The sequence below is a fragment of the Pseudomonas sp. B6001 genome, assembly GCF_013386015.1.
In the GTDB taxonomy this organism is placed as follows: Bacteria; Pseudomonadota; Gammaproteobacteria; order Pseudomonadales; family Pseudomonadaceae; genus Aquipseudomonas.
Genome location: NZ_JACAOX010000018.1, coordinates 267,646 through 286,629 on the forward strand (window position 1 = coordinate 267,646; position 18,984 = coordinate 286,629).

The following is an 18,984-nucleotide window of genomic DNA, read 5'->3' on the forward strand; positions in this document are numbered from 1 at the left end:
CGCCATTGCTGCGTCATTCCACGGAGTCATCATGAATAGCATTGCCCATTACTTTTTGTTGTACGTCGACAGCCCGGCCACCAGCGCCAACCTCTACAGCCGGCTGCTGGACAAGCCGCCGGTGGAGCTGGGGCCGACCTTCGCGCTGTTCATCCTCGACAACGGGGTGAAACTCGGCCTGTGGTCGCGCCATACCGTGGAGCCTGCGGCCCAAGCCTCGGTTGGCGGTAGCGAGGCGGGTTTCTGCGTCGCTGATATCGCAACGGTCGACGATTTGCACACGCGCTGGGTGCAACTCGGGATGAGCATCATCCAGTCACCGGTCGAGGCGGACTTCGGCTACACCTTTGTCGCCCAGGACCCCGACGGTCACCGCCTGCGGGTGTTTACCGTGAACCCGTAACGGCTTGCGGCGCCAGCGCCCTTCGAGGCTGATGGCGCCGACACTGGCCAGCACGATCAGGCCACCCAGCACCACGCGCAGCGTAACCTGCTCGCCCAGCAGCGTGGCGGCCATCACCATCGCCACCGGCGGCACCAGGTACAACGCCACTGACGCGCGGCTGACCTCGACATGCCGCAACACATAGGCCCAGGCCAGGTACGCCAGGGCGCTGGGAAAGGCGCCGAGCAACAACACCGCCCAGTTGGCTTGGGTCGATGATTGCGACACCACCGCCGGCAAACCCGGCAAATACACACACAGCAGCAATGTGCCCGACCACACGGTGTAGCACACCGTGGTCAGCGGGCTGTAGCTCCGGGAATAGTGTTTCTGGATAGTGAAATAAAGGCTCCACGACAGCGCCGCCAGCAGGATCATCAGTCCACGGGGATCAATCTGCCCCAGGCCATGCTCGCCCCAGATCACCACCAGCACCCCGCTCAAGCCCAGCAGCACGCACCCCCAGCGCCAGCCGGTAACTCGCTCCTTCAAGCCGAAAAACGCCACCAGCACCGTAAATAGCGGAACCGACTGCGCCAGCACACTGGAGGCAGCGGCCGTGACAAATTGCTGGCCGAAATTGATCGTCAGGTGATGCAGGAAAATCCCGAAGAAGCCCAGCACCAGCAACCACGGCAGGTCCCGCAGACGTGGCCGCTCGATCCTCATGACCAACGCGACGCCGGCCATCAATACCGAAGCAATCAGGAACCGTCCCAAGGCCAACTGGCCAGGGCTGTAGCTGTGCAAGGCCAGATGCACGCCAATCGGCGAATACGCCCAACAGAGGATGACGCTGGCAGTGACTAGCGTAAGCTTTACAGGTGACGGGGCTTTCATGAACGGCGTCCAGCAGTGGGAATGCCGTCAGTCTTGGCCCCGGCAAGGCGCAGGACAATTAACCGTTTCTGACTTCTGTAATCACTGGAACTGAGCGATGGAACTGGCCCAACTGAAAATGGTGAAAGCCGTGGCACAAACCGGCAGTGTGGCCCAGGCCGCCCTGCAACTGCACTGCGTGCCGTCCAACATCACCACACGCATTAAGCAACTGGAAAGCGAGTTGGGTACCCCGCTGTTCATTCGCGCCGGGCGCGGGTTGGCGATCAGTGCCGCAGGGGAAGTGTTTCTCGACTACTGCGAGCGCATCCTCGCGCTGGTGGAAGAGTCCAAGCGTGCCGTCGACAGCAACGCGATTCCCCGCGGCAAGCTGCGCATCGGTGCAGTGGAGTCCAGCGCCAGTGGCCGCCTGCCGCCGCTGCTGGCCGAATACCATCGGCGCTATCCACAGGTAGAACTGGAACTGGTGACCGGCGCCTGGGCGCAGTTACTCGATGACCTGCAACATCACCGCATCGACGCCGCGCTGGTGGCCGCCGGCGGCAAACGCCCGAAGCTCGAACAAAGCGTGGTCTACAGCGAGCGCCTGGTGCTGATTACCAGCGCCTCCAGCGCACCCATCGAGGACGCCCGGGACCTGGCCGGCCGCACGCTGCTGGTGTGGCCGCCCGGCTGCCCGTATCGCGCCGCCCTGGAGAACTGGCTCAAGCCCCACGACATCAAGCCTGCCATCGCGAGTTATGCCAGTTGGGGCACGATCATTGGCTGCGTCAGCGCGGGGATTGGCGTGGCACTGGCGCCGGAAGGCATCCTGGCGCGCTACGAGCAGGCCAACCAATTGACGTCCTACCGCTTCGACGAATTGGCGGCGGTGGATAACCTGCTGTTCTGGCACAAGGACACCCAACGCCACCTGGCGCGGGATGCCTTTGCGGGGCTGTTGCGGGAGACTTTCGGCTAACCGGTTTTCGCCCCGCTACGCGCGGGCGCAGCAGCATCTTCAGCCTTTTGCGGGGACCAGCCTGGCGTACTGGTCCTGGCTGATCCAGCCCTTGGAAGAGCGGCCTTCGCCATTGATGAACTCGACCTGGGCCCAGCCATCCTTAAACGCCAGTACCGCGACCACATCGTCCTTGACCACGTAGGCACGATGGCTGGCCTTGGCGTCCGGGGTCTTCTGCAGGAAGGCCTTGTCGGACGAAACGGTCACCAGGCCAATCCATTTCTTGGCAGCGGTCTGGGTCAGGTCCAGGCCGGTGGCAATTTCCGGCATCAACACGTTGATGCAGCCGGGATGTTCGCGGCCCTTCTCCACGGTCAGCATCACACCGTCCGAGGAAGCCGCGACGGTACCCGGATAGGCCTCATCCAGCCATGTCGACACCGATGCCTTCGCACCGTCGACCTTGCCCTGCAGGAAGAACGTGCACGAGCGGGTCACGCCCTCGCCCATTTCCTCGGCATAAAACCCCTCCACCTGATGCTCGGGCGTCACGGCCAGCATCAGCCCTTCGTACTTGCCCGAGTGCAGCGTAGCGGCAAACGCCGGCGCACCTGCAGCAACACACACGAAAGAGGCAACCAGCAATCGGGACACGCAACGTTTGAACGGCATTCTATTTTTTCCCTTCAAGTGCTTCGTAGGCTTTTTTGATGCGTTGGTCATAGTCGCCATAATCCTTGCCGTTATAGTTCAGCGCCATGGCGGCGTAATCCTTGTTCTTCATGGCCTTGACCAGGGCCGGGCTCTGGCTGCAAAAACCAAGGAAGGCCTTTAGTTGATGCCCGGCATTAATCTTCATGGCCACCACAAATTCAAACACCGTTTTATAACCGCATGCCGTGAAGTTGGAGCCCATTATCTGAAACATGCCCCAGGAGGCCGACTTCAAGGCCGCTTCCTGATCCAGCGCAAAGGCGGTGGCCATGGTTTCCCAGGCCTTGGTCTGGTCCTTGTTATTGGCCTTCCACTGGGGCCCGGCCTTCTTCACGTAGGGGTACGACAACAGCGGGTGGGTCTGATCGTATTTACTCTTGGTGTACTTGCGAAAATGGTGCCCTTCAAAGGCGATCACCGGCAACTTGGCCGGGCCGAACCCGGAGCGCCCGCCCGACTCCACCGTGGCAAAGGCCTTGATGATATTGACGGAAATGCCGTTACCCAACTGCGTGGCAGCGTTCTGGAAATCCGTATCCGTCAGCGTCGTGCCGCCGTCGCACGTGGCCTGGAGCATCATCTGCCGGTTGCGCCGCTCGGCCTCGATCATTGCCCGCATGCGGTCCAGATAGTGGTCGACCGTGGCCTGGACCATGTCCGCGCCGGTGTTGCCGAACACATTGAGGAAGGTCGGAATACGCAGGGTCGGGTTCGGCTTGACCGGCACCTTCACCGCCTCTTCGATCAGGCTATTGAAGGTGCGCCCGGTAGGGTCGATGACACCATCGGGATGCGCGTATTTGAGGTGGCGGAACTGATACTGGCTGATGCACTGCACCAACTGGCCGTCGCACTTGCCATTTTCCGCCAGGGGGAAACCCAACTTGGGAATGATCAAGTTGAATAAATACTGGATGCATTGAACATCGGCGGGCAAGTTGCGGGCTTTGCCCGGCGCACCGACGGAAGCGCTGATGAGAGTGGGCAACCCTTGCAGGCTTTTCATTACTGACATCCTTGTTAGTTGGAGTAGATGAGCCATAAAGCGCCATCACTTTAATATCATCCATGTGCCACCGACATATTTAGAAATATGTCGCTGGCGCAAACTAACAAGGCGAATTTGGCTTGTCCAGCGCAAGGTTTTAAGGATGTGAGCAATCCCTCACTGACGTCGTCCCTGGGAATAATTTTCAAACGGACTGGGCACTTTGCCACTACCTGCGCTACTGTCTGTTTCGCAGGATGCATTGTCGTCCTGACATCTAACAATGACGTCCAGGGACTGACATGAAATCGACCTTTATTGCCTGTGCCATCAGCGGATTGCTCTTCGTCTCGCCAAACACCCACGCAGAAGATTTTGCGGGCTACTTGCTCAAGGCGGTAACGCCAAAAGGTCCGCAATGGCAAACCAAAAACGATGACGAGATGGCATCAGCGTTCGCGAATGCCGGGGTAAAACGATACAAGTGGTCTGCCGACACCGGAAAAGACGAGATCACCCTGTTTGTGTTGCCGGGCCAGAATCAACCGCCAAGCGCGGCCCGTGATTCCGATACCCGGGCCGCCGAGAAGAACTGCAAAACACATATCAGCCAGACTGACATGGGAGATACCAGCACCCCGTATATGGGCTGGTCGGTGATCTGCACACAGGCGAACGGCAACGTCATGACCTTGAGGCATTTTGCCTATCAATTGGGGGGCGACACGTACAAGGTTTCCAGGACCTGGAGAGAAATGCCTTCAGAACAAACCGTTGCACAATGGAGCGCAACGCTCGCCAGCATCGCCGACCACATCAACAGCACTAAGCCGTGACACAGGAGGTGCCCATGCGTTGGCTAATCGTGGTATCGACTGTCCTGCTGCTGTTCGGCTGTGCATCCAAACCGCCTGTGGCGCCGCCGGACCTGTCCCGCCCGTCGATCGCCGAGACAAAGTCGGTGGTGTTTGCAGGGAAAACATACGTCCTGAAATACCAGGCCCGGGGCAACGTTCCGCTCTGGGAGTATTTCCTCGCACCAGAAAGCGTCAACGCCTGGAGCGAACTGGTGGATTTTCGCCTCGCGCCGCCCCAGAGCACCGGCAACGAGCCCCGGGATCTTGCCAACCTGACCGCGCAGGCCCACAAACAGGAATACCCCAACCTTCCGGTGGAGATGTTTTCAGACGAGAAAACCGATGCGATCTACGTGCTGCTGTTTTATCCGACCTCCACACGCAAGGACGGCAGCTTCTTTGAGTTCAATATCTTCAAATACTACAAGGACAACGGGACCGGCCAAATCATCAGCTTCCACTTTGCCAAGAACATCCCGTCCGACACGCCTGCCGCACGACAGGAGTTGCCCGGGCACATGGCGAGGTTGCGCGCAGAAGTGATTCCGGCCATGGGAGAGTTCCCGCTGTACCGTCAGTAACCCTGATGAGCGAACAGCAGAAATCGCTTCGCAGATGACTATTGTCAGCGAAGGGCTTCATAAAAGTATTTTTTTGAATCAAGGAGGGTTGCGTTATGGAGGCAACCCCACCAGCCACACCCCGGCACACAATGTTCCCGCTGTGGCTGCTGCCTTCCGGCTCTGACCAGGTTCACGGGTAATCGTTGCGGGGGGACCGATGGGGTCACCATAACGACGCTCGCCTCTCGGCAAGCCGCGCCATTGTACCGATCTCATCGGAAGTTACAACCGTTGGCGCGGGATTAAAAATATCTGATGGTTCAAGTACTTGGCTGCAGGAGCAAGCTTGCTCCTACAAAAGCACGACCTCGTCCGCCCGACCGCCCTCTTGCTGGATCACCAGGTGAATGAAGTGCAGCTTGGCAATCACCGCCGGCGGCAGGACGAACGGATAGAAATCCGGCTGGCCCATGCTGCGGGACAGTTCGTTGAGCATGCCGGCCAGTTCGATCCACGCATTGACGAATGACAGGAACGCCGTGCCGCCGGGATGCCCGGGGTCGTAGAGGGTGCTGAGGGGGAACGGCTGGTAATCCAGGTCCATCTCCCGGGCGCTCATGCCGAAGCCCAGCGCGGTGTCGACGGCGTCCATCATGTGCAGGTAATGCGCCCAGGTTTCCGCCCAGTCTTCCCACGGGTGCATGGTGGCGTAGGCGCTGACGCAGGTTTGCTGCCAGTCCGGGCGCGGGCCGTTCTGGTAGTGCTGCTCCAGGGCGTCGGCGTAGCTGGCGCGCTCGTCACCGAACAGCGTGCGGAACGGCTCCAGCCAATGGCTGTTGGCGATCAGGCGGTCCCAGTAGTAATGGCCGACCTCGTGACGGAAGTGACCGAGCAAGGTGCGGTAAGGCTCGCGCATCTGTACGCGAATTTTCTCACGGTGGGCGTCGTCGGCTTCCTTGATGTCGAGGGTGATCAGGCCATTGGCGTGGCCGGTGGTGGGCGCGTTGCCTTCCAGGTCGATGCCGACAAAATCGAAGGCCAGGCCGGTGTCTTCATCGACCGTCTTGGGAATCACCTGCAAGCCCAGGCTGATGAGTTGGGCCACCAGACGACGCTTGGCGGTTTCGACCTTGCGCCAGCGTTCGGGGTTTTCGGGGATCGACAGGTCGGGAATGGTGCGGTTCAGGCTGCAGGCCACGCACAAGACCTGGCCGTTGTCGGCGGGCAGCAGCCAGTTGCAGGCGGCCGGCGTGTCGAGGTTGGCGCAGCGGCGAAAGGCACCGGCTTCAGGGCCGGCGTCCAGCAGCCAGGTATCGGCATACGGGCCGGGCTGCAGGGAGGACAGGCGACTCTGCTCCGGCTGATAGCCCAGCAGCGCCGAACAGGCCAGGCACTGGCTGTTGCGAAAGAACAGGGACTGCCCACAGCGACACTGCCAGACCTTGCTGTTGCGCGAGGTCTCGGCCATGAACGGTGCGGCAATACGCGAACTGAGTTGCTCGAAGAAGCGGTACATGGCGATCTCTCCCAGGGCTGCCCAAGACTAGATCATGGTTACGAGCTGATCGTTCCAGTTTTTTATTGGCGGCTTATTACTTGTGGCGAGGGGGCTTGTCCCCCGTTGGGCTGCAAAGCAGCCCCAGTAAGGTCAACCGGTTCTTTCAGCTAGAACTCGATAGCGGGTTCTGGGGCCGCTGCGCAGCCCAACGGGGGACAAGCCCCCTCACCACAAAAGCATCAAACCGTGATGTTGTGCTTGGCCAAAAATGCCACGAACGCCTCTTCATCCAGCACTTTCAAGCCCAGCTCAGTGGCCTTGGCGAGCTTCGAACCCGCGCCCGGCCCGGCGACCACGCAATGGGTTTTCGCCGACACCGAGCCCGCCACCTTGGCGCCCAGGCTTTCGAGTTTTTCCTTGGCAACATCGCGGCTCATCAGTTCCAGGGAGCCGGTGAGCACCCAGGTGTGACCGGCCTCGGGCAAGCCTTCGACGACTTTCTTCTCACTCTGCCAGTGCATGCCGAAGTCCTTGAGCTGTTGCTCGATGGCCAGCGCGCGCCGGGCGTTTTCTTCAATATCAAAAAAGTCCCGGACGGCCTTGGCCTGCTTCTCCGGCAAAGCCTGGCGCATGTCGAGCCAGTCGGCCTTGATCACGCCTTCGAGGGAGCCGAATTTGTCGGCGAGTTTCTGCGCGGCGCCCGGGCCCACGGACGGCACGTGCAGCTTGTCGAGCAAGCCGCCCAACGTGGTGCTGGCCGCAAACTCGGCGCTCAGGTCGCCCTGTTCCTGCAACTCCAGGCCGCACTCCTCCCTGGAGAGCAAGGCGCCGATCACGTCCTGGTTATGGCTGTCTTCAAAGAAGCTGTGAATCTCGTGGGCCACTTCCAGGCCAACGTCCGGCAAGTACGTCAGCACTTCCGGCAAGGCCTGCTGCACGCGCTCCAGGGATGCCAGCGAGCGCGCCAGCACCTTGGCCGTCTCCTCGCCCACATCGGGAATGCCCAGGGCGTAGATAAACCGTGCGAGGGTTGGCGTCTTGCTGTTTTCAATAGAGGCAATCAGCTTCTTGCTGGAAACGTCGGCAAAACCTTCCAGGTCGATGATCTGCTCGTACTTGAGCTTGTAGAGATCCGCCGGCGAGCCGATGAGTTTTTCGTCCACCAGTTGCTCGATGGTCTTGTCGCCCAGGCCATCGATGTCCATGGCCCGGCGCGAAACGAAATGGATGATCGCCTGCTTGAGCTGCGCACCACAGGCCAGGCGCCCGACGCAGCGGTATACCGCGCCTTCACTGACGGTTTCCTTGCCCTTGCTGCGCTTGACCAGTTGGGTACGCTCAACGTGGGAGCCGCACACCGGGCAACTCTCGGGGATCTGCACCGCACGGGCGTTTTCCGGGCGACGCTCGGTGACAACCGACACCACCTGCGGAATCACATCACCGGCACGGCGGATGATCACCGTGTCGCCGATCATCAGGCCCAGGCGTGCCACCTCGTCCATGTTGTGCAGTGTGGCGTTGGACACGGTCACACCCGCGACCTTGACCGGTTTCAAGCGTGCCACGGGTGTCACAGCGCCGGTGCGGCCGACCTGGAATTCAACGTCAAGCAGCTCGGTCAGCTCTTCCATGGCCGGGAATTTATGGGCAATTGCCCAGCGCGGCTCGCGGGCACGGAAGCCCAGCTCCCGCTGGTAGGCAATGCTGTTGACCTTGAACACCACGCCGTCGATTTCATAGGGCAAGGCGTTGCGGCGCTCACCGATATCGCGGTAGTAGTCGAGGCAATCCTGAATCCCCTTGGCCAGCTTCAGCTCATGGCTGATGGGCATGCCCCACTTCTTCAGCTGTTGCAGGTTGCCGATGTGGGTGTCGCTGATATCCGTGGTCACGCCATAGCAGCAGAATTCCAGCGGACGGCTGGCGGTGATCTTCGAGTCCAGCTGACGCAGGCTACCCGCCGCCGCGTTGCGCGGGTTGGCGAAGGTCTTGCCGCCAACTTCCAGCTGGGTGGCGTTCAGCCGCTCGAAACCGGCCTTGGACATGAATACTTCGCCGCGCACTTCGAGGGTCGCCGGCCAGCCGGTGCCGTGCAGTTTCAAAGGAATGTTGCGTACGGTACGCACGTTGACGCTGATGTCTTCGCCAGTGGTGCCATCGCCGCGGGTGGCGCCACGCACCAGCTCACCGTCCTGATACAGCAGGCTGACCGCCAGGCCATCGAGCTTCGGCTCACAGCTGTATTCCACCGCCGCGCCGCCGCCAAACAAGTCTCCCACCGGCAGATCCAGGCCTTCGGTCACCCGGCGATCAAATTCCAGCATGGTACTTTCATCAAAGGCGTTGCCGAGGCTGAGCATCGGGATTTCGTGGCGTACCTGAGTGAACGCAGACAATGCCGCACTGCCGACCCGCTGCGTCGGTGAATCACGGGTTACCAGCTCCGGGTGCTCGGCTTCAAGCGCCTTGAGCTCGTGGAACAAACGGTCGTACTCGGCGTCCGGAATGCTCGGCTCGTCGAGGACGTGGTAACGGTAGTTGTGCTGATCCAGTTCAGCGCGCAGTTCGAGGATGCGGGTGTGGGCGGCGGTCATGGGTGTTCTCTCATAAAGCAAAAGAGCAGCCGAAGCTGCTCAATATGTTAGTGCATGGATTCTACAGGCAACGCTTAAGCTTGGACCTTAGCGCTTCTGTGTCAGGGCACGACGCTCGAACTCGACGATGCGCTGACGGTAATGCTCGATGGTCTGGGCGGTCAGGACGCTGCGTTGATCGTCCTTGAGTTCGCCGTTGAGTTCCTGGGACAGCTTGCGAGCTGCCGCCACCATCACGTCGAACGCTTGTTTCGGGTGACGCGGGCCCGGCAAGCCGAGGAAGAAGCTCACCGCCGGAGTGCTGAAATGGTCGATGTCGTCCAGATCGAAGATGCCCGGCTTGACCGCATTGGCCATGGAGAACAGGACTTCGCCGTTGCCGGCCATGCTTTCGTGGCGATGGAAAATATCCATCTCGCCAAAGCGCAGACCGCTTTCCAGAATATTCTGCAGCAGGGCCGGGCCCTTGAAGCCGGCGGCGTCACGGCAGATCACGCTGATCACCAGCACCTCTTCGGCAGCCGGCTGGTCCTTGACGGATTCTTTATGGGCGCTCTTGGCCGGGGACTCATCCGGGAAGTCGTCATCACGGCTGCTGAAGCTCGGGCCTTCTTCCAGGTCCAGGTTCAGGTCGCCCTGGGATGGCTCGCTGGCCGCGCTGCGCTTACCGCGCTTGGGTTCACGGGCTTCACGCACCGGTGCGCTCATCGACGGCAGGTCGTGCTCGTCCAGGTGCGGTTCTTTATGGTTGTCCAGGACACGCGGTGGCCCCAGCAGCTCGGCGCTGCCGTCGTCGTCCGGCAAATTGGACAGGTTGCGGTCCAGGCGAAATTTCAACTTGCCCTTGCCGCCACGCATCCGGCGCCAGCCATCAAAAAGAATACCGGCAATGACAATAATGCCGATGACGATCAGCCACTCGCGCAGACCGATTTCCATGTAATCCCGTGCCTCTAATAAAAAATGCTGAAAAATAAGGGGTTTAGCACCGTGCAAACCGCTTTAAAACGTGGCGCCAACTCTATGTTCTGAATGACGTTTTGCCCACGCATACGAAAATTTGACATTAAACTAGCACGACCAAAGATAACTTTACACCGTCTGTCAAAATGCCTTGAACAAATATGTCCATTTGCCACTTTTCCCAGACCGGTAAATCACCTTACGTCCTGCTGAAAATCCTCCTTCGACCTGCGGCTCAGGATTCCACCAGCGCCATCGCCTCTTCGACATCCACCGCCACCAATCGCGAACAGCCCGGCTCGTGCATCGTCACGCCCATCAATTGATCGGCCATTTCCATGGCGATCTTGTTGTGGGTGATATAGATGAACTGCACCGTCTGGGACATCTCTTTAACCAGTCGGGCGTACCGTCCAACGTTAGCGTCATCCAGCGGGGCGTCAACTTCGTCGAGCATGCAAAACGGCGCCGGGTTCAACTTGAAGATCGCAAATACCAGGGCCAATGCGGTCAGTGCCTTCTCGCCACCAGACAACAAATGGATGGTGCTGTTCTTCTTGCCCGGAGGCCGCGCCATGATCGTTACCCCTGTATCGAGTAGATCTTCGCCCGTCAGTTCCAAGTAAGCGCTGCCACCACCGAAAACTTTCGGGAATAACGCCTGTAAACCGCCATTAATCTGATCAAAGGTATCTTTGAAGCGATTACGGGTTTCCTTGTCGATCTTGCGGATCACGTTCTCCAGGGTGTCCAGCGCTTCGACAAGATCGGCGTTCTGCGCATCCAGATAACGTTTGCGCTCGGACTGCTGCTGGTACTCGTCGATGGCCGCGAGGTTGATCGCGCCGAGTCGTTGAATGCGCGCGGCAATCCGCTCAAGTTCTTCTTCGGCTTCTTTCTCGTTGGCCTCGGCGGTCAGGGTATTGAGCACGCCGTGCAGGTCGTAGCCGTCTTCCAGCAACTGGTCTTGCAGGGTTTTGCGGCGCACCGTCAGGGCCTGCCATTCCATGCGCTGCTGTTCGAGCTGGCCCCGGATCAGTTGCGACTGTTGCTCGGCCTGGGTCCGGCGTTTTTCTGCGTCGCGCAGTTCGCGGTCGGCGTCTTCCAGGGCGATCTGGGCGGTCTTGAGCTCTTCGTCGACGGTCATGCGCTTGTCGAGCAACTCTTCAAGCTTCAGGCGCAGCTCTTCCAGCGGGGCCTCGCCCTCCTCCAGGTTGAGGCTCAGTTGCTCGCGTTTTTCGGTCAGGCGTTCGGACTGCATTTCCAGGCGCTCAAGGGCCTGGCGCGTGGAGTCGTGCTGCGCCCGCAGGGAGCCGAGGCGCACGGCCAATTGATGGGCGTGATCCTTGTGCTGGCGAGCTTCCTGGCGCACCCGGTCGAGGCGCTCGCGCAAGCTGTCGCGCTGGGCCAGCAGCAACTCGCGCTGCTCGGTGTCCAGGGCCATGCTGTCGAGGGCTTCCTGCAATTGCAGGCGTGCTTCGCCGACTTGTTCGTGTTCGAGGGCGCGTTGCTCGCCCATCTCGGCCACTTCTTCGTCGAGCCGGGTGCGGCGCAGGGTCAGTTGCTCGACCTTGGCCTTGCTCGCCGAGAGCTGGGCTTTCAATTCGCCCTGCTGGCGCGCTTCGTCCTGCAACAGCCGGCGCAGGTGTTCGCGGCCGGTCTCTTGCTGGCGCTGGGTGGCGCGCAGGGTTTGCAGCTGGTTTTCCAGGGACTCGAGTGTGGCTTCGCGCTCTTCGCGCTCGGCGGTCAGGTTGACGATTTCCTGGCCACGGGCCAATACGCCGCTTTCCGCTTCGCTGGCACGCCGTACCCGCAAAAAGTGCCGGCCGACCCAAAAGCCATCACGGCTGATCAGGCTTTGCCCGGCGGCCAACTGCCCGCGCTGGGCCAGGGCCTGCTCAAGGCTGTCGACCGGCTTGACCTGGCCGAGCCAGGGCGACAGGTCAATCGCCGCCTCCACTTTATCCAGCAGGCTGCCCGGCACGCGAGTGCCGTCCGCCGCCGGGCTGAGCAAACGCAGATCGCCCTGGGCAAAACCCGCCAGGTCAAACCCGCCAAAATCATCCACCAGCACCGCTTGCAGGTCGGCGCCGAGCACGGTTTCCACCGCCAGCTCCCAACCGGCTTCAACCTTCAGGCCTTCGGCCAGGCGCGGACGCTCGGCCAGGTGTTGGTCACGCAGCCATTCAGCCGTGCCGGTGCCCGGGTCAAGCGCCGCTTGCTGCAAGGCTTCCAGGGAGGCCAACCGGCCGTTGAGCCGCTGCAAATCGCCCTGGGCCTGCTGCTGTGCCTGGGTCGCCTGCTGCAGTTGCTGACGCAATTGCTCGAGGCGCTCCACTTGTTGTTCTTCGCTGGCTTCCAGCTCTTCCAGCGTCATTTCGCTTTCGGCGAGTTTCTCGCTCAGTTCGAGGATCGCTGCATCTTCCGGGTCGGCAGCGAGCAGCACGCGCTCTTCCACCAGGCGCCGCTGACGCTCGGCCAGGCGCTCCATGCTGGTTTCCAGTTGCTGGATGCGTGACTGCTGCACCTCAGCCTGGCGGCGCGGCTCGGCAGATTGCAGGTTGAACGTGTCCCACTGCTCCTGCCAGGCGTGCATGGTGGTTTCGGATTCTTCCAGGGCCGCAGCGGCTTCCTCGGCAGCGGCGCTGGTGACTTCCTGCTCGGGAGTGAGCATGTCCAGCTCCTCCCCAAGGGTCAGCAGCAAGGTGCGGTCGTGGCCCAGGTGCGATTCGGTTTCCAGGCGCGCACGCTCGGCTTCTTTCAAGTCGTCCTGCAACTGGCGCAAACGCTGCTGGCCGTGCTGGATGCTCTGCTCGACCCGGGCGATATCGCCGCCCACCGAATAGAAGCGCCCCTGCACCAGATTGAAGCGCTCGGACAGGTCATGGTGACCGTCCCGCAGGCGTTCGATGCTGGCGTCGGCATTGCGCTGCTCGGCCACCAGGGCTTCGAAGCTGATTTCCTGGGTGCCGATGATTGCTTCGCGCTGGCCCACCTGGTTATTCAACGCCTGCCAGCGCAGGGCCGACAGTTGCGCCTTGAGCTGACGCTCCTCGCCCTTGTATTCCTGATACTTCTCGGCGGCCTGGGCCTGGCGGTGCAGGCGCTCCAGCTGGCGCTCCAGCTCTTCACGCAGGTCAGTCAGGCGGGCAAGGTTTTCATGGGTACGGCGGATACGGTTTTCGGTCTCGCGGCGGCGTTCCTTGTACTTGGAGATGCCGGCCGCTTCCTCGATAAAGTTACGCAGGTCTTCGGGCTTGGCTTCGATCAGCTTGGAGATCATCCCCTGTTCGATGATCGAATAGCTGCGCGGGCCCAGGCCGGTACCGAGGAAGATGTCGGTGATGTCCCGGCGGCGACACTTGGTGCCGTTGAGGAAGTAGCTGTTCTGGCTGTCGCGGGTCACTTTGCGGCGAATGGAGATTTCCGCATAGGCCGCGTACTCGCCCACCAGGGTGCCGTCGGAATTGTCGAACACCAGTTCGATGCTGGCCTGGCTCACCGGCTTGCGGCTGGTGGAGCCGTTGAAGATGACGTCGGTCATCGACTCGCCACGCAGGTTTTTTGCGGAGCTCTCGCCCATCACCCAGCGTACGGCGTCGATGATGTTCGACTTGCCGCAGCCATTGGGCCCGACCACTGCCGCCATGTTACTGGGGAAGTTCACCGTGGTCGGGTCGACGAAGGATTTGAACCCCGCCAGTTTGATGCACTTGAGCCGCACGCTTAGGCTTCCGCCAACGCAGCAATGACCAGCGAGCAACTGCGCTCGCCGTAGGCCGAGAGCACCAGGCGAATCTGCGGCAGGTCACGGGCCAGCACGGCGGCGAGCAATTGCTCGAACAGCACCAGGTACTCGCTCATGGACGCCTTGCGCTGATCCAACGCCAGGTAATAGGCGCGGTTCATCGCCGGCTGCAGGTTCTCGACGGTTTCCTGCAGGTACGGGTTGTTGGCGAACGGATAGGCGGCACGCATCACGTTGAAGCTCTCTTCAACGAAGGCGCGGATGTCCTGGCGTTCGAAGCTGGCGATCAGGCGCTGCTGGATTTGCACGAACGGCGCCATGTCGGCCTGGGTCTGCCAGCCGGCGGCGACCGCATTGCCCAGCAGGATGTACAGCTCGCCCATCAGCGTGCACAGGCTTTGCACCTTGTGGGCAGTCAGCTCGGTGACGTGGGCGCCACGGCGCGGCAGGATCGCAATCAAGTGCCGGCGCTCGAGGATCAGCAAGGCTTCGCGCACGGAACCACGACTGACATTCAGCGCCAGTGTGACCTTCTGCTCCTGGATCCGCTCCCCAGGCTTGAGATCGCCGCGAATGATACGTTCGGCGAGGTGGTGAGCGATTTGCTCGGCAAGACTATCCGGCGCCTTGAACGTCATGTTTTCCCTTCAAAATCTTCTATCGGTACAAGCGCGGCAGTGTAGCGCACTTGCCGGTTGATGGCGTACGGCCCACAGAGCGGAATTTGGCATGAAATAAGCAGCCATTAAAGTCCAGAAGCCCCCAAAAACGGCGGTTCCAGAGAACTGGACCATAATTAAGGATGTTGATATCGCATTTTCTTGACCTTTCGGTCAGAAAATCGTTGACCGAAAAGTCAGACATGACTAGATTCGGCGCAAAGCGGTTAACAACAATAATGAGTCTGCGAGGCCTTCCGTGATCCAGTTTTTACTAAACCAGGAGCTCCGTAGCGAGCACGCCCTGGACCCGAACCTGACCGTGCTCAACTATTTGCGTGAGCACCTGGGCAAATCCGGCACCAAGGAAGGCTGCGCCAGCGGCGACTGTGGCGCCTGCACCGTGGTAGTCGGCGAGTTGCACACCGACGATCAGGGCGCCGAGCAGATTCGCTATCGCAGCCTCAATTCGTGCCTGACGTTTGTCTCGTCCCTGCACGGCAAACAACTGATCAGCGTCGAAGACCTCAAGCACCAGGGCCAACTCCACAGCGTGCAACAGGCCATGGTGGAGTGCCACGGTTCGCAATGCGGCTTCTGCACCCCGGGCTTTGTGATGTCGCTGTTCGCCCTGCAAAAGAACAGTGATGCACCCGACAGCCAAAAGGCCCACGAAGCCCTGGCCGGCAACCTCTGCCGCTGCACCGGCTATCGCCCGATTCTTGCGGCCGCCGAACAGGCCTGCTGCAACAAGCCCCAGGACCAGTTCGACAGTCGCCAGGCCGACACCATCGCCCGCCTGAAAGCCATCGCCCCGACGCAAACCGGCGAGTTGAACAGCGGCGACAAACGCTGCCTGGTGCCGCTGACCGTCGCCGACCTGGCGGACCTTTACGACGCTTACCCACAAGCCCGGCTGTTGGCCGGCGGCACCGACCTGGCGCTGGAAGTCACCCAGTTCCACCGCACGCTGCCGGTGATGATCTACGTCGGCAATATCGAAGAGATGAAGCGCATCGAAAGCTTCGACGACCGCCTGGAAATCGGCGCTGCCACTCCCCTGTCCGATTGCTACAGCGCGCTCAACCACGAATACCCGGACTTCGGCGAATTGCTCCACCGTTTCGCCTCGTTGCAGATCCGCAACCAGGGCACGCTGGGCGGCAATATCGGCAACGCCTCGCCCATCGGTGATTCGCCGCCACTGCTGATCGCCCTCGGCGCGCAAATCGTGCTGTGCAAGGGCAACACCCGCCGTACCCTGGCGCTGGAAGACTATTTCATCGACTACCGCGTGACTGCCCGCCAGGACAGCGAATTCATCGAGAAGATCATTGTGCCCAAAGGCGTGCCGCTGTTCCGTGCCTACAAGGTTTCCAAGCGCCTGGACGATGACATCTCTGCCGTCTGCGCGGCCTTCAACCTGAAGATCACTAACGGTGTGATCGACGATGCCCGCGTGGCGTTCGGCGGCATGGCCGCCACCCCAAAACGCGCGAAGAACTGCGAAGCCGTACTGAACGGCGCCACCTGGAATTCCGCCACCGTGGAAAAAGCCTGCGCGGCCCTGGCCGAGGATTTCACCCCGCTGTCGGACTTCCGCGCCAGCAAGGAATACCGCCTGCTCAGCGCACAGAACCTGCTGCGCAAATACTTCATCGAACTGCAAACGCCGCACATCGAGACTCGGGTGACCGCTTATGTCTAACCATCACGCCGTGGAAAAATCCCAGGCCGAACTCGCCGAACTGTTTGCCAAGGACCTGACCAGCGGCGTCGGTCGCAGCGTCAAGCACGACAGCGCCGCCAAGCATGTCTCGGGCGAAGCGCAGTACATCGATGACCGCCTGGAATTTCCCAACCAGTTGCACCTCTACGCACGCATGTCGGACCGCGCCCACGCGAAGATCCTCAGCATCGACACCGCGCCCTGCTATGCATTTGAAGGCGTGCGCATCGTCATCACCCACGAAGACGTGCCGGGTCTGAAAGACATCGGCCCGTTGATGCCCGGCGACCCGTTGCTGGCCATCGACACCGTGCAGTTCGTCGGCCAGGTGGTGCTGGCCGTCGCCGCCCGCGACCTGGAAACCGCACGCAAGGCGGCGATGGCCGCTGTGATCGAATACGAAGACCTGGAGCCGGTGCTGGACGTGGTCGAGGCGTTTCGCAAAAAACATTTCGTGCTCGACAGCCACACCCACCAGCGCGGTGATTCGGCGGGCGCACTGGCGACCGCGAAGAACCGTATCCAGGGCACCCTGCACATCGGCGGTCAGGAACACTTCTACCTGGAAACCCAGATCTCCTCGGTGATGCCCACCGAAGACGGCGGCATGATCGTCTACTGCTCCACGCAAAACCCCACCGAAGTACAGAAGCTGGTGGCCGAAGTACTCGACGTATCGATGAACAAAATCGTGGTCGACATGCGCCGCATGGGCGGTGGTTTTGGCGGCAAGGAAACCCAGGCCGCCAGCCCGGCATGCCTGTGTGCGGTGGTCGCACGCCTCACCGGCCAGCCGACCAAAATGCGCCTGCCGCGTGTCGAAGACATGCTGATGACCGGCAAGCGCCACCCGTTCTATATCGAGTACGACGTAGGCTTCGACGACAGTGGCCGGCTGCACGGCATCAACCTGGACCTGGCGGGCAACTGCGGTTGCTCACCGGATCTGTCGAACTCGATTGTCGATCGCGCAATGTTCCACTCCGACAACTCGTATTACCTGGGCGACGCCACCGTCAACGGCCACCGCTGCAAGACCAACACCGCCTCCAACACCGCTTACCGCGGCTTCGGCGGCCCCCAAGGCATGGTCGCCATCGAGGAAGTGATGGACGCGATTGCCCGGCACCTGGCCCTCGACCCGCTGGCCGTGCGCAAGGCCAACTACTACGGCAAGACCGAGCGCAACGTCACCCACTACTACCAGACCGTCGAGCACAACATGCTCGAAGAGATGACCGCCGAACTCGAACAAAGCAGCCAGTATTTCGAGCGCCGCGAAGCGATCCGTCGCTATAACGCCAACAGCCCGATCCTGAAAAAAGGCCTGGCACTCACACCGGTAAAGTTCGGCATTTCCTTCACCGCCAGTTTCCTCAACCAGGCCGGTGCGCTGATCCACATCTACACCGACGGCAGCATCCACCTGAACCACGGTGGCACCGAGATGGGCCAGGGGTTGAACATCAAGGTCGCGCAGGTGGTGGCCGAGATTTTCCAGGTGGAAATCGACCGCGTGCAGATCACCGCCACCAACACCGACAAGGTGCCCAACACCTCGCCGACGGCGGCTTCCAGCGGCGCCGACCTGAACGGTAAAGCCGCACAGAATGCCGCCGAAACCATCAAGCAGCGCCTGGTGGAATTTGCCGCGCGCAAATATGAAGTCAGCGAGGCCGACGTTGAATTCCACAACGGGCATGTGCGGGTCCGCGATCACATCCTGACCTTTGAAGCGCTGATCCAGCAGGCGTATTTCGCCCAGGTGTCGCTCTCCAGCACGGGCTTCTACAAGACCCCGAAAATCTTCTACGACCGCAGCCAGGCACGTGGGCGGCCGTTCTACTACTTCGCGTTCGGCGCGGCCTGTTGCGAGGTGATCGTCGACACGCTGACCGGCGAGTACAAGATGCTGCGCACCGACATCCTGCATGACGTGGGCGCCTCGCTGAACCCGGCCATCGACATCGGCCAGGTCGAAGGCGGCTTCATCCAGGGCATGGGTTGGCTGACCATGGAAGAGCTGGTGTGGAATAACAAGGGCAAGCTGATGACCAACGGTCCGGCCAGCTACAAGATCCCGGCGGTGGCCGACATGCCGCTGGACCTGCGGGTAAAGCTGGTGGAAAACCGCAAGAACCCGGAAGACACGGTGTTCCATTCCAAGGCCGTGGGTGAGCCGCCGTTCATGCTTGGTATTGCCTCGTGGTGTGCGATCAAGGACGCCGTGGCGAGCCTGGGTGACTATCGCCATCAGCCGAAGATCGATGCACCGGCGACGCCGGAGCGGGTGTTGTGGGGCTGTGAGCAGATGCGCCAACTGACCGCTGCAAAAGCTGTGGAAACGGAAACCGAGCTGGCTTCGCTTTAGACCGAGGCGCTGCCTTCGCGAGCAAGCCCGCTCCCACATTTTGATTTGTGAACACATTTAAATGTGGGA

Annotated in this window: 14 protein-coding genes and 1 other RNA gene; 6 read left to right on the forward strand and 9 right to left on the reverse strand. The window is 61.0% G+C overall.

The window, feature by feature from the left end; all coding sequences use genetic code 11:
• Nucleotides 1-31 precede the first annotated feature (31 nt).
• Nucleotides 32-403, forward strand: a complete 372-nt coding sequence (locus HX821_RS20960; RefSeq protein WP_003219063.1) for a VOC family protein — start codon at nt 32-34, stop codon at nt 401-403.
• Here the strand turns inward: HX821_RS20960 and HX821_RS20965 are convergent.
• A complete protein-coding gene (locus tag HX821_RS20965) occupies nt 317-1,285 on the reverse strand; it encodes a DMT family transporter (RefSeq protein WP_177036343.1) in 969 nt (322 codons plus the stop codon). The two genes, HX821_RS20960 and HX821_RS20965, sit on opposite strands and share 87 nt — an antisense overlap.
• Nucleotides 1,286-1,382: 97 nt before the next feature.
• Between HX821_RS20965 and HX821_RS20970 the strand changes: the two genes are divergently transcribed.
• Complete coding sequence (locus tag HX821_RS20970) at nt 1,383-2,246, forward strand: LysR family transcriptional regulator (RefSeq protein ID WP_003219067.1); 864 nt, start codon at nt 1,383-1,385, stop codon at nt 2,244-2,246.
• Nucleotides 2,247-2,285: 39 nt separating this feature from the next.
• On the opposite strand, the gene HX821_RS20975 is transcribed toward HX821_RS20970, so the two are convergent.
• Nucleotides 2,286-2,900 (reverse strand): hypothetical protein, encoded by a 615-nt coding sequence (locus tag HX821_RS20975; protein WP_003219069.1) that lies wholly within the window; start codon nt 2,898-2,900, stop codon nt 2,286-2,288.
• 1 nt (nt 2,901) lies between these two features.
• On the reverse strand, nt 2,902-3,948 hold the full coding sequence (locus HX821_RS20980) for an N-acetylmuramidase family protein (RefSeq protein WP_087694832.1): 1,047 nt from the start codon (nt 3,946-3,948) through the stop codon (nt 2,902-2,904).
• 284 nt (nt 3,949-4,232) lie between these two features.
• On the opposite strand from HX821_RS20980, the gene HX821_RS20985 reads away from it, so the two are divergent.
• Both HX821_RS20985 and HX821_RS20990 read left to right on the forward strand, forming a co-directional pair.
• Nucleotides 4,233-4,766 (forward strand): hypothetical protein, encoded by a 534-nt coding sequence (locus tag HX821_RS20985; protein WP_003219072.1) that lies wholly within the window; start codon nt 4,233-4,235, stop codon nt 4,764-4,766.
• Between the two features lie 14 nt (nt 4,767-4,780).
• The gene (locus HX821_RS20990) at nt 4,781-5,368 is read left to right on the forward strand and encodes a hypothetical protein (RefSeq protein WP_177008134.1); all 588 of its coding nucleotides are present in this window, start codon (nt 4,781-4,783) and stop codon (nt 5,366-5,368) included.
• A 105-nt stretch (nt 5,369-5,473) separates the two neighbouring features.
• Here the strand turns inward: HX821_RS20990 and ffs are convergent.
• The 6 genes from ffs to HX821_RS21020 all read right to left on the reverse strand — a co-directional run bounded on the left by ffs (nt 5,474) and on the right by HX821_RS21020 (nt 14,794).
• Nucleotides 5,474-5,570, reverse strand: an RNA gene (gene ffs, locus HX821_RS20995) — signal recognition particle sRNA small type.
• 132 nt (nt 5,571-5,702) lie between these two features.
• Entirely contained in the window at nt 5,703-6,866 is a 1,164-nt protein-coding gene (locus HX821_RS21000) for a putative zinc-binding metallopeptidase (RefSeq protein ID WP_177036344.1), read from the reverse strand.
• Between the two features lie 221 nt (nt 6,867-7,087).
• Nucleotides 7,088-9,445 (reverse strand): NAD-dependent DNA ligase LigA, encoded by a 2,358-nt coding sequence (gene ligA, locus HX821_RS21005; RefSeq protein ID WP_177022909.1) that lies wholly within the window; start codon nt 9,443-9,445, stop codon nt 7,088-7,090.
• A gap of 87 nt (nt 9,446-9,532) precedes the next feature.
• On the reverse strand, nt 9,533-10,384 hold the full coding sequence (zipA, locus tag HX821_RS21010; RefSeq protein ID WP_003219080.1) for a cell division protein ZipA: 852 nt from the start codon (nt 10,382-10,384) through the stop codon (nt 9,533-9,535).
• Between the two features lie 259 nt (nt 10,385-10,643).
• On the reverse strand, nt 10,644-14,132 hold the full coding sequence (gene smc, locus HX821_RS21015) for a chromosome segregation protein SMC (protein WP_177036345.1): 3,489 nt from the start codon (nt 14,130-14,132) through the stop codon (nt 10,644-10,646).
• Nucleotides 14,133-14,134: 2 nt separating this feature from the next.
• Complete coding sequence (locus HX821_RS21020) at nt 14,135-14,794, reverse strand: GntR family transcriptional regulator (protein ID WP_003219085.1); 660 nt, start codon at nt 14,792-14,794, stop codon at nt 14,135-14,137.
• A 280-nt stretch (nt 14,795-15,074) separates the two neighbouring features.
• Between HX821_RS21020 and xdhA the strand changes: the two genes are divergently transcribed.
• Nucleotides 15,075-16,523 (forward strand): xanthine dehydrogenase small subunit, encoded by a 1,449-nt coding sequence (xdhA, locus tag HX821_RS21025; protein WP_102368369.1) that lies wholly within the window; start codon nt 15,075-15,077, stop codon nt 16,521-16,523.
• Nucleotides 16,516-18,915 carry a xanthine dehydrogenase molybdopterin binding subunit gene (gene xdhB, locus HX821_RS21030; RefSeq protein WP_003219089.1) on the forward strand — a complete coding sequence of 800 codons (2,400 nt, stop codon included), beginning with the start codon at nt 16,516-16,518 and terminating at the stop codon, nt 18,913-18,915. The genes xdhA and xdhB overlap by 8 nt, the downstream gene beginning before the upstream one ends.
• Nucleotides 18,916-18,984: the final 69 nt, after the last annotated feature.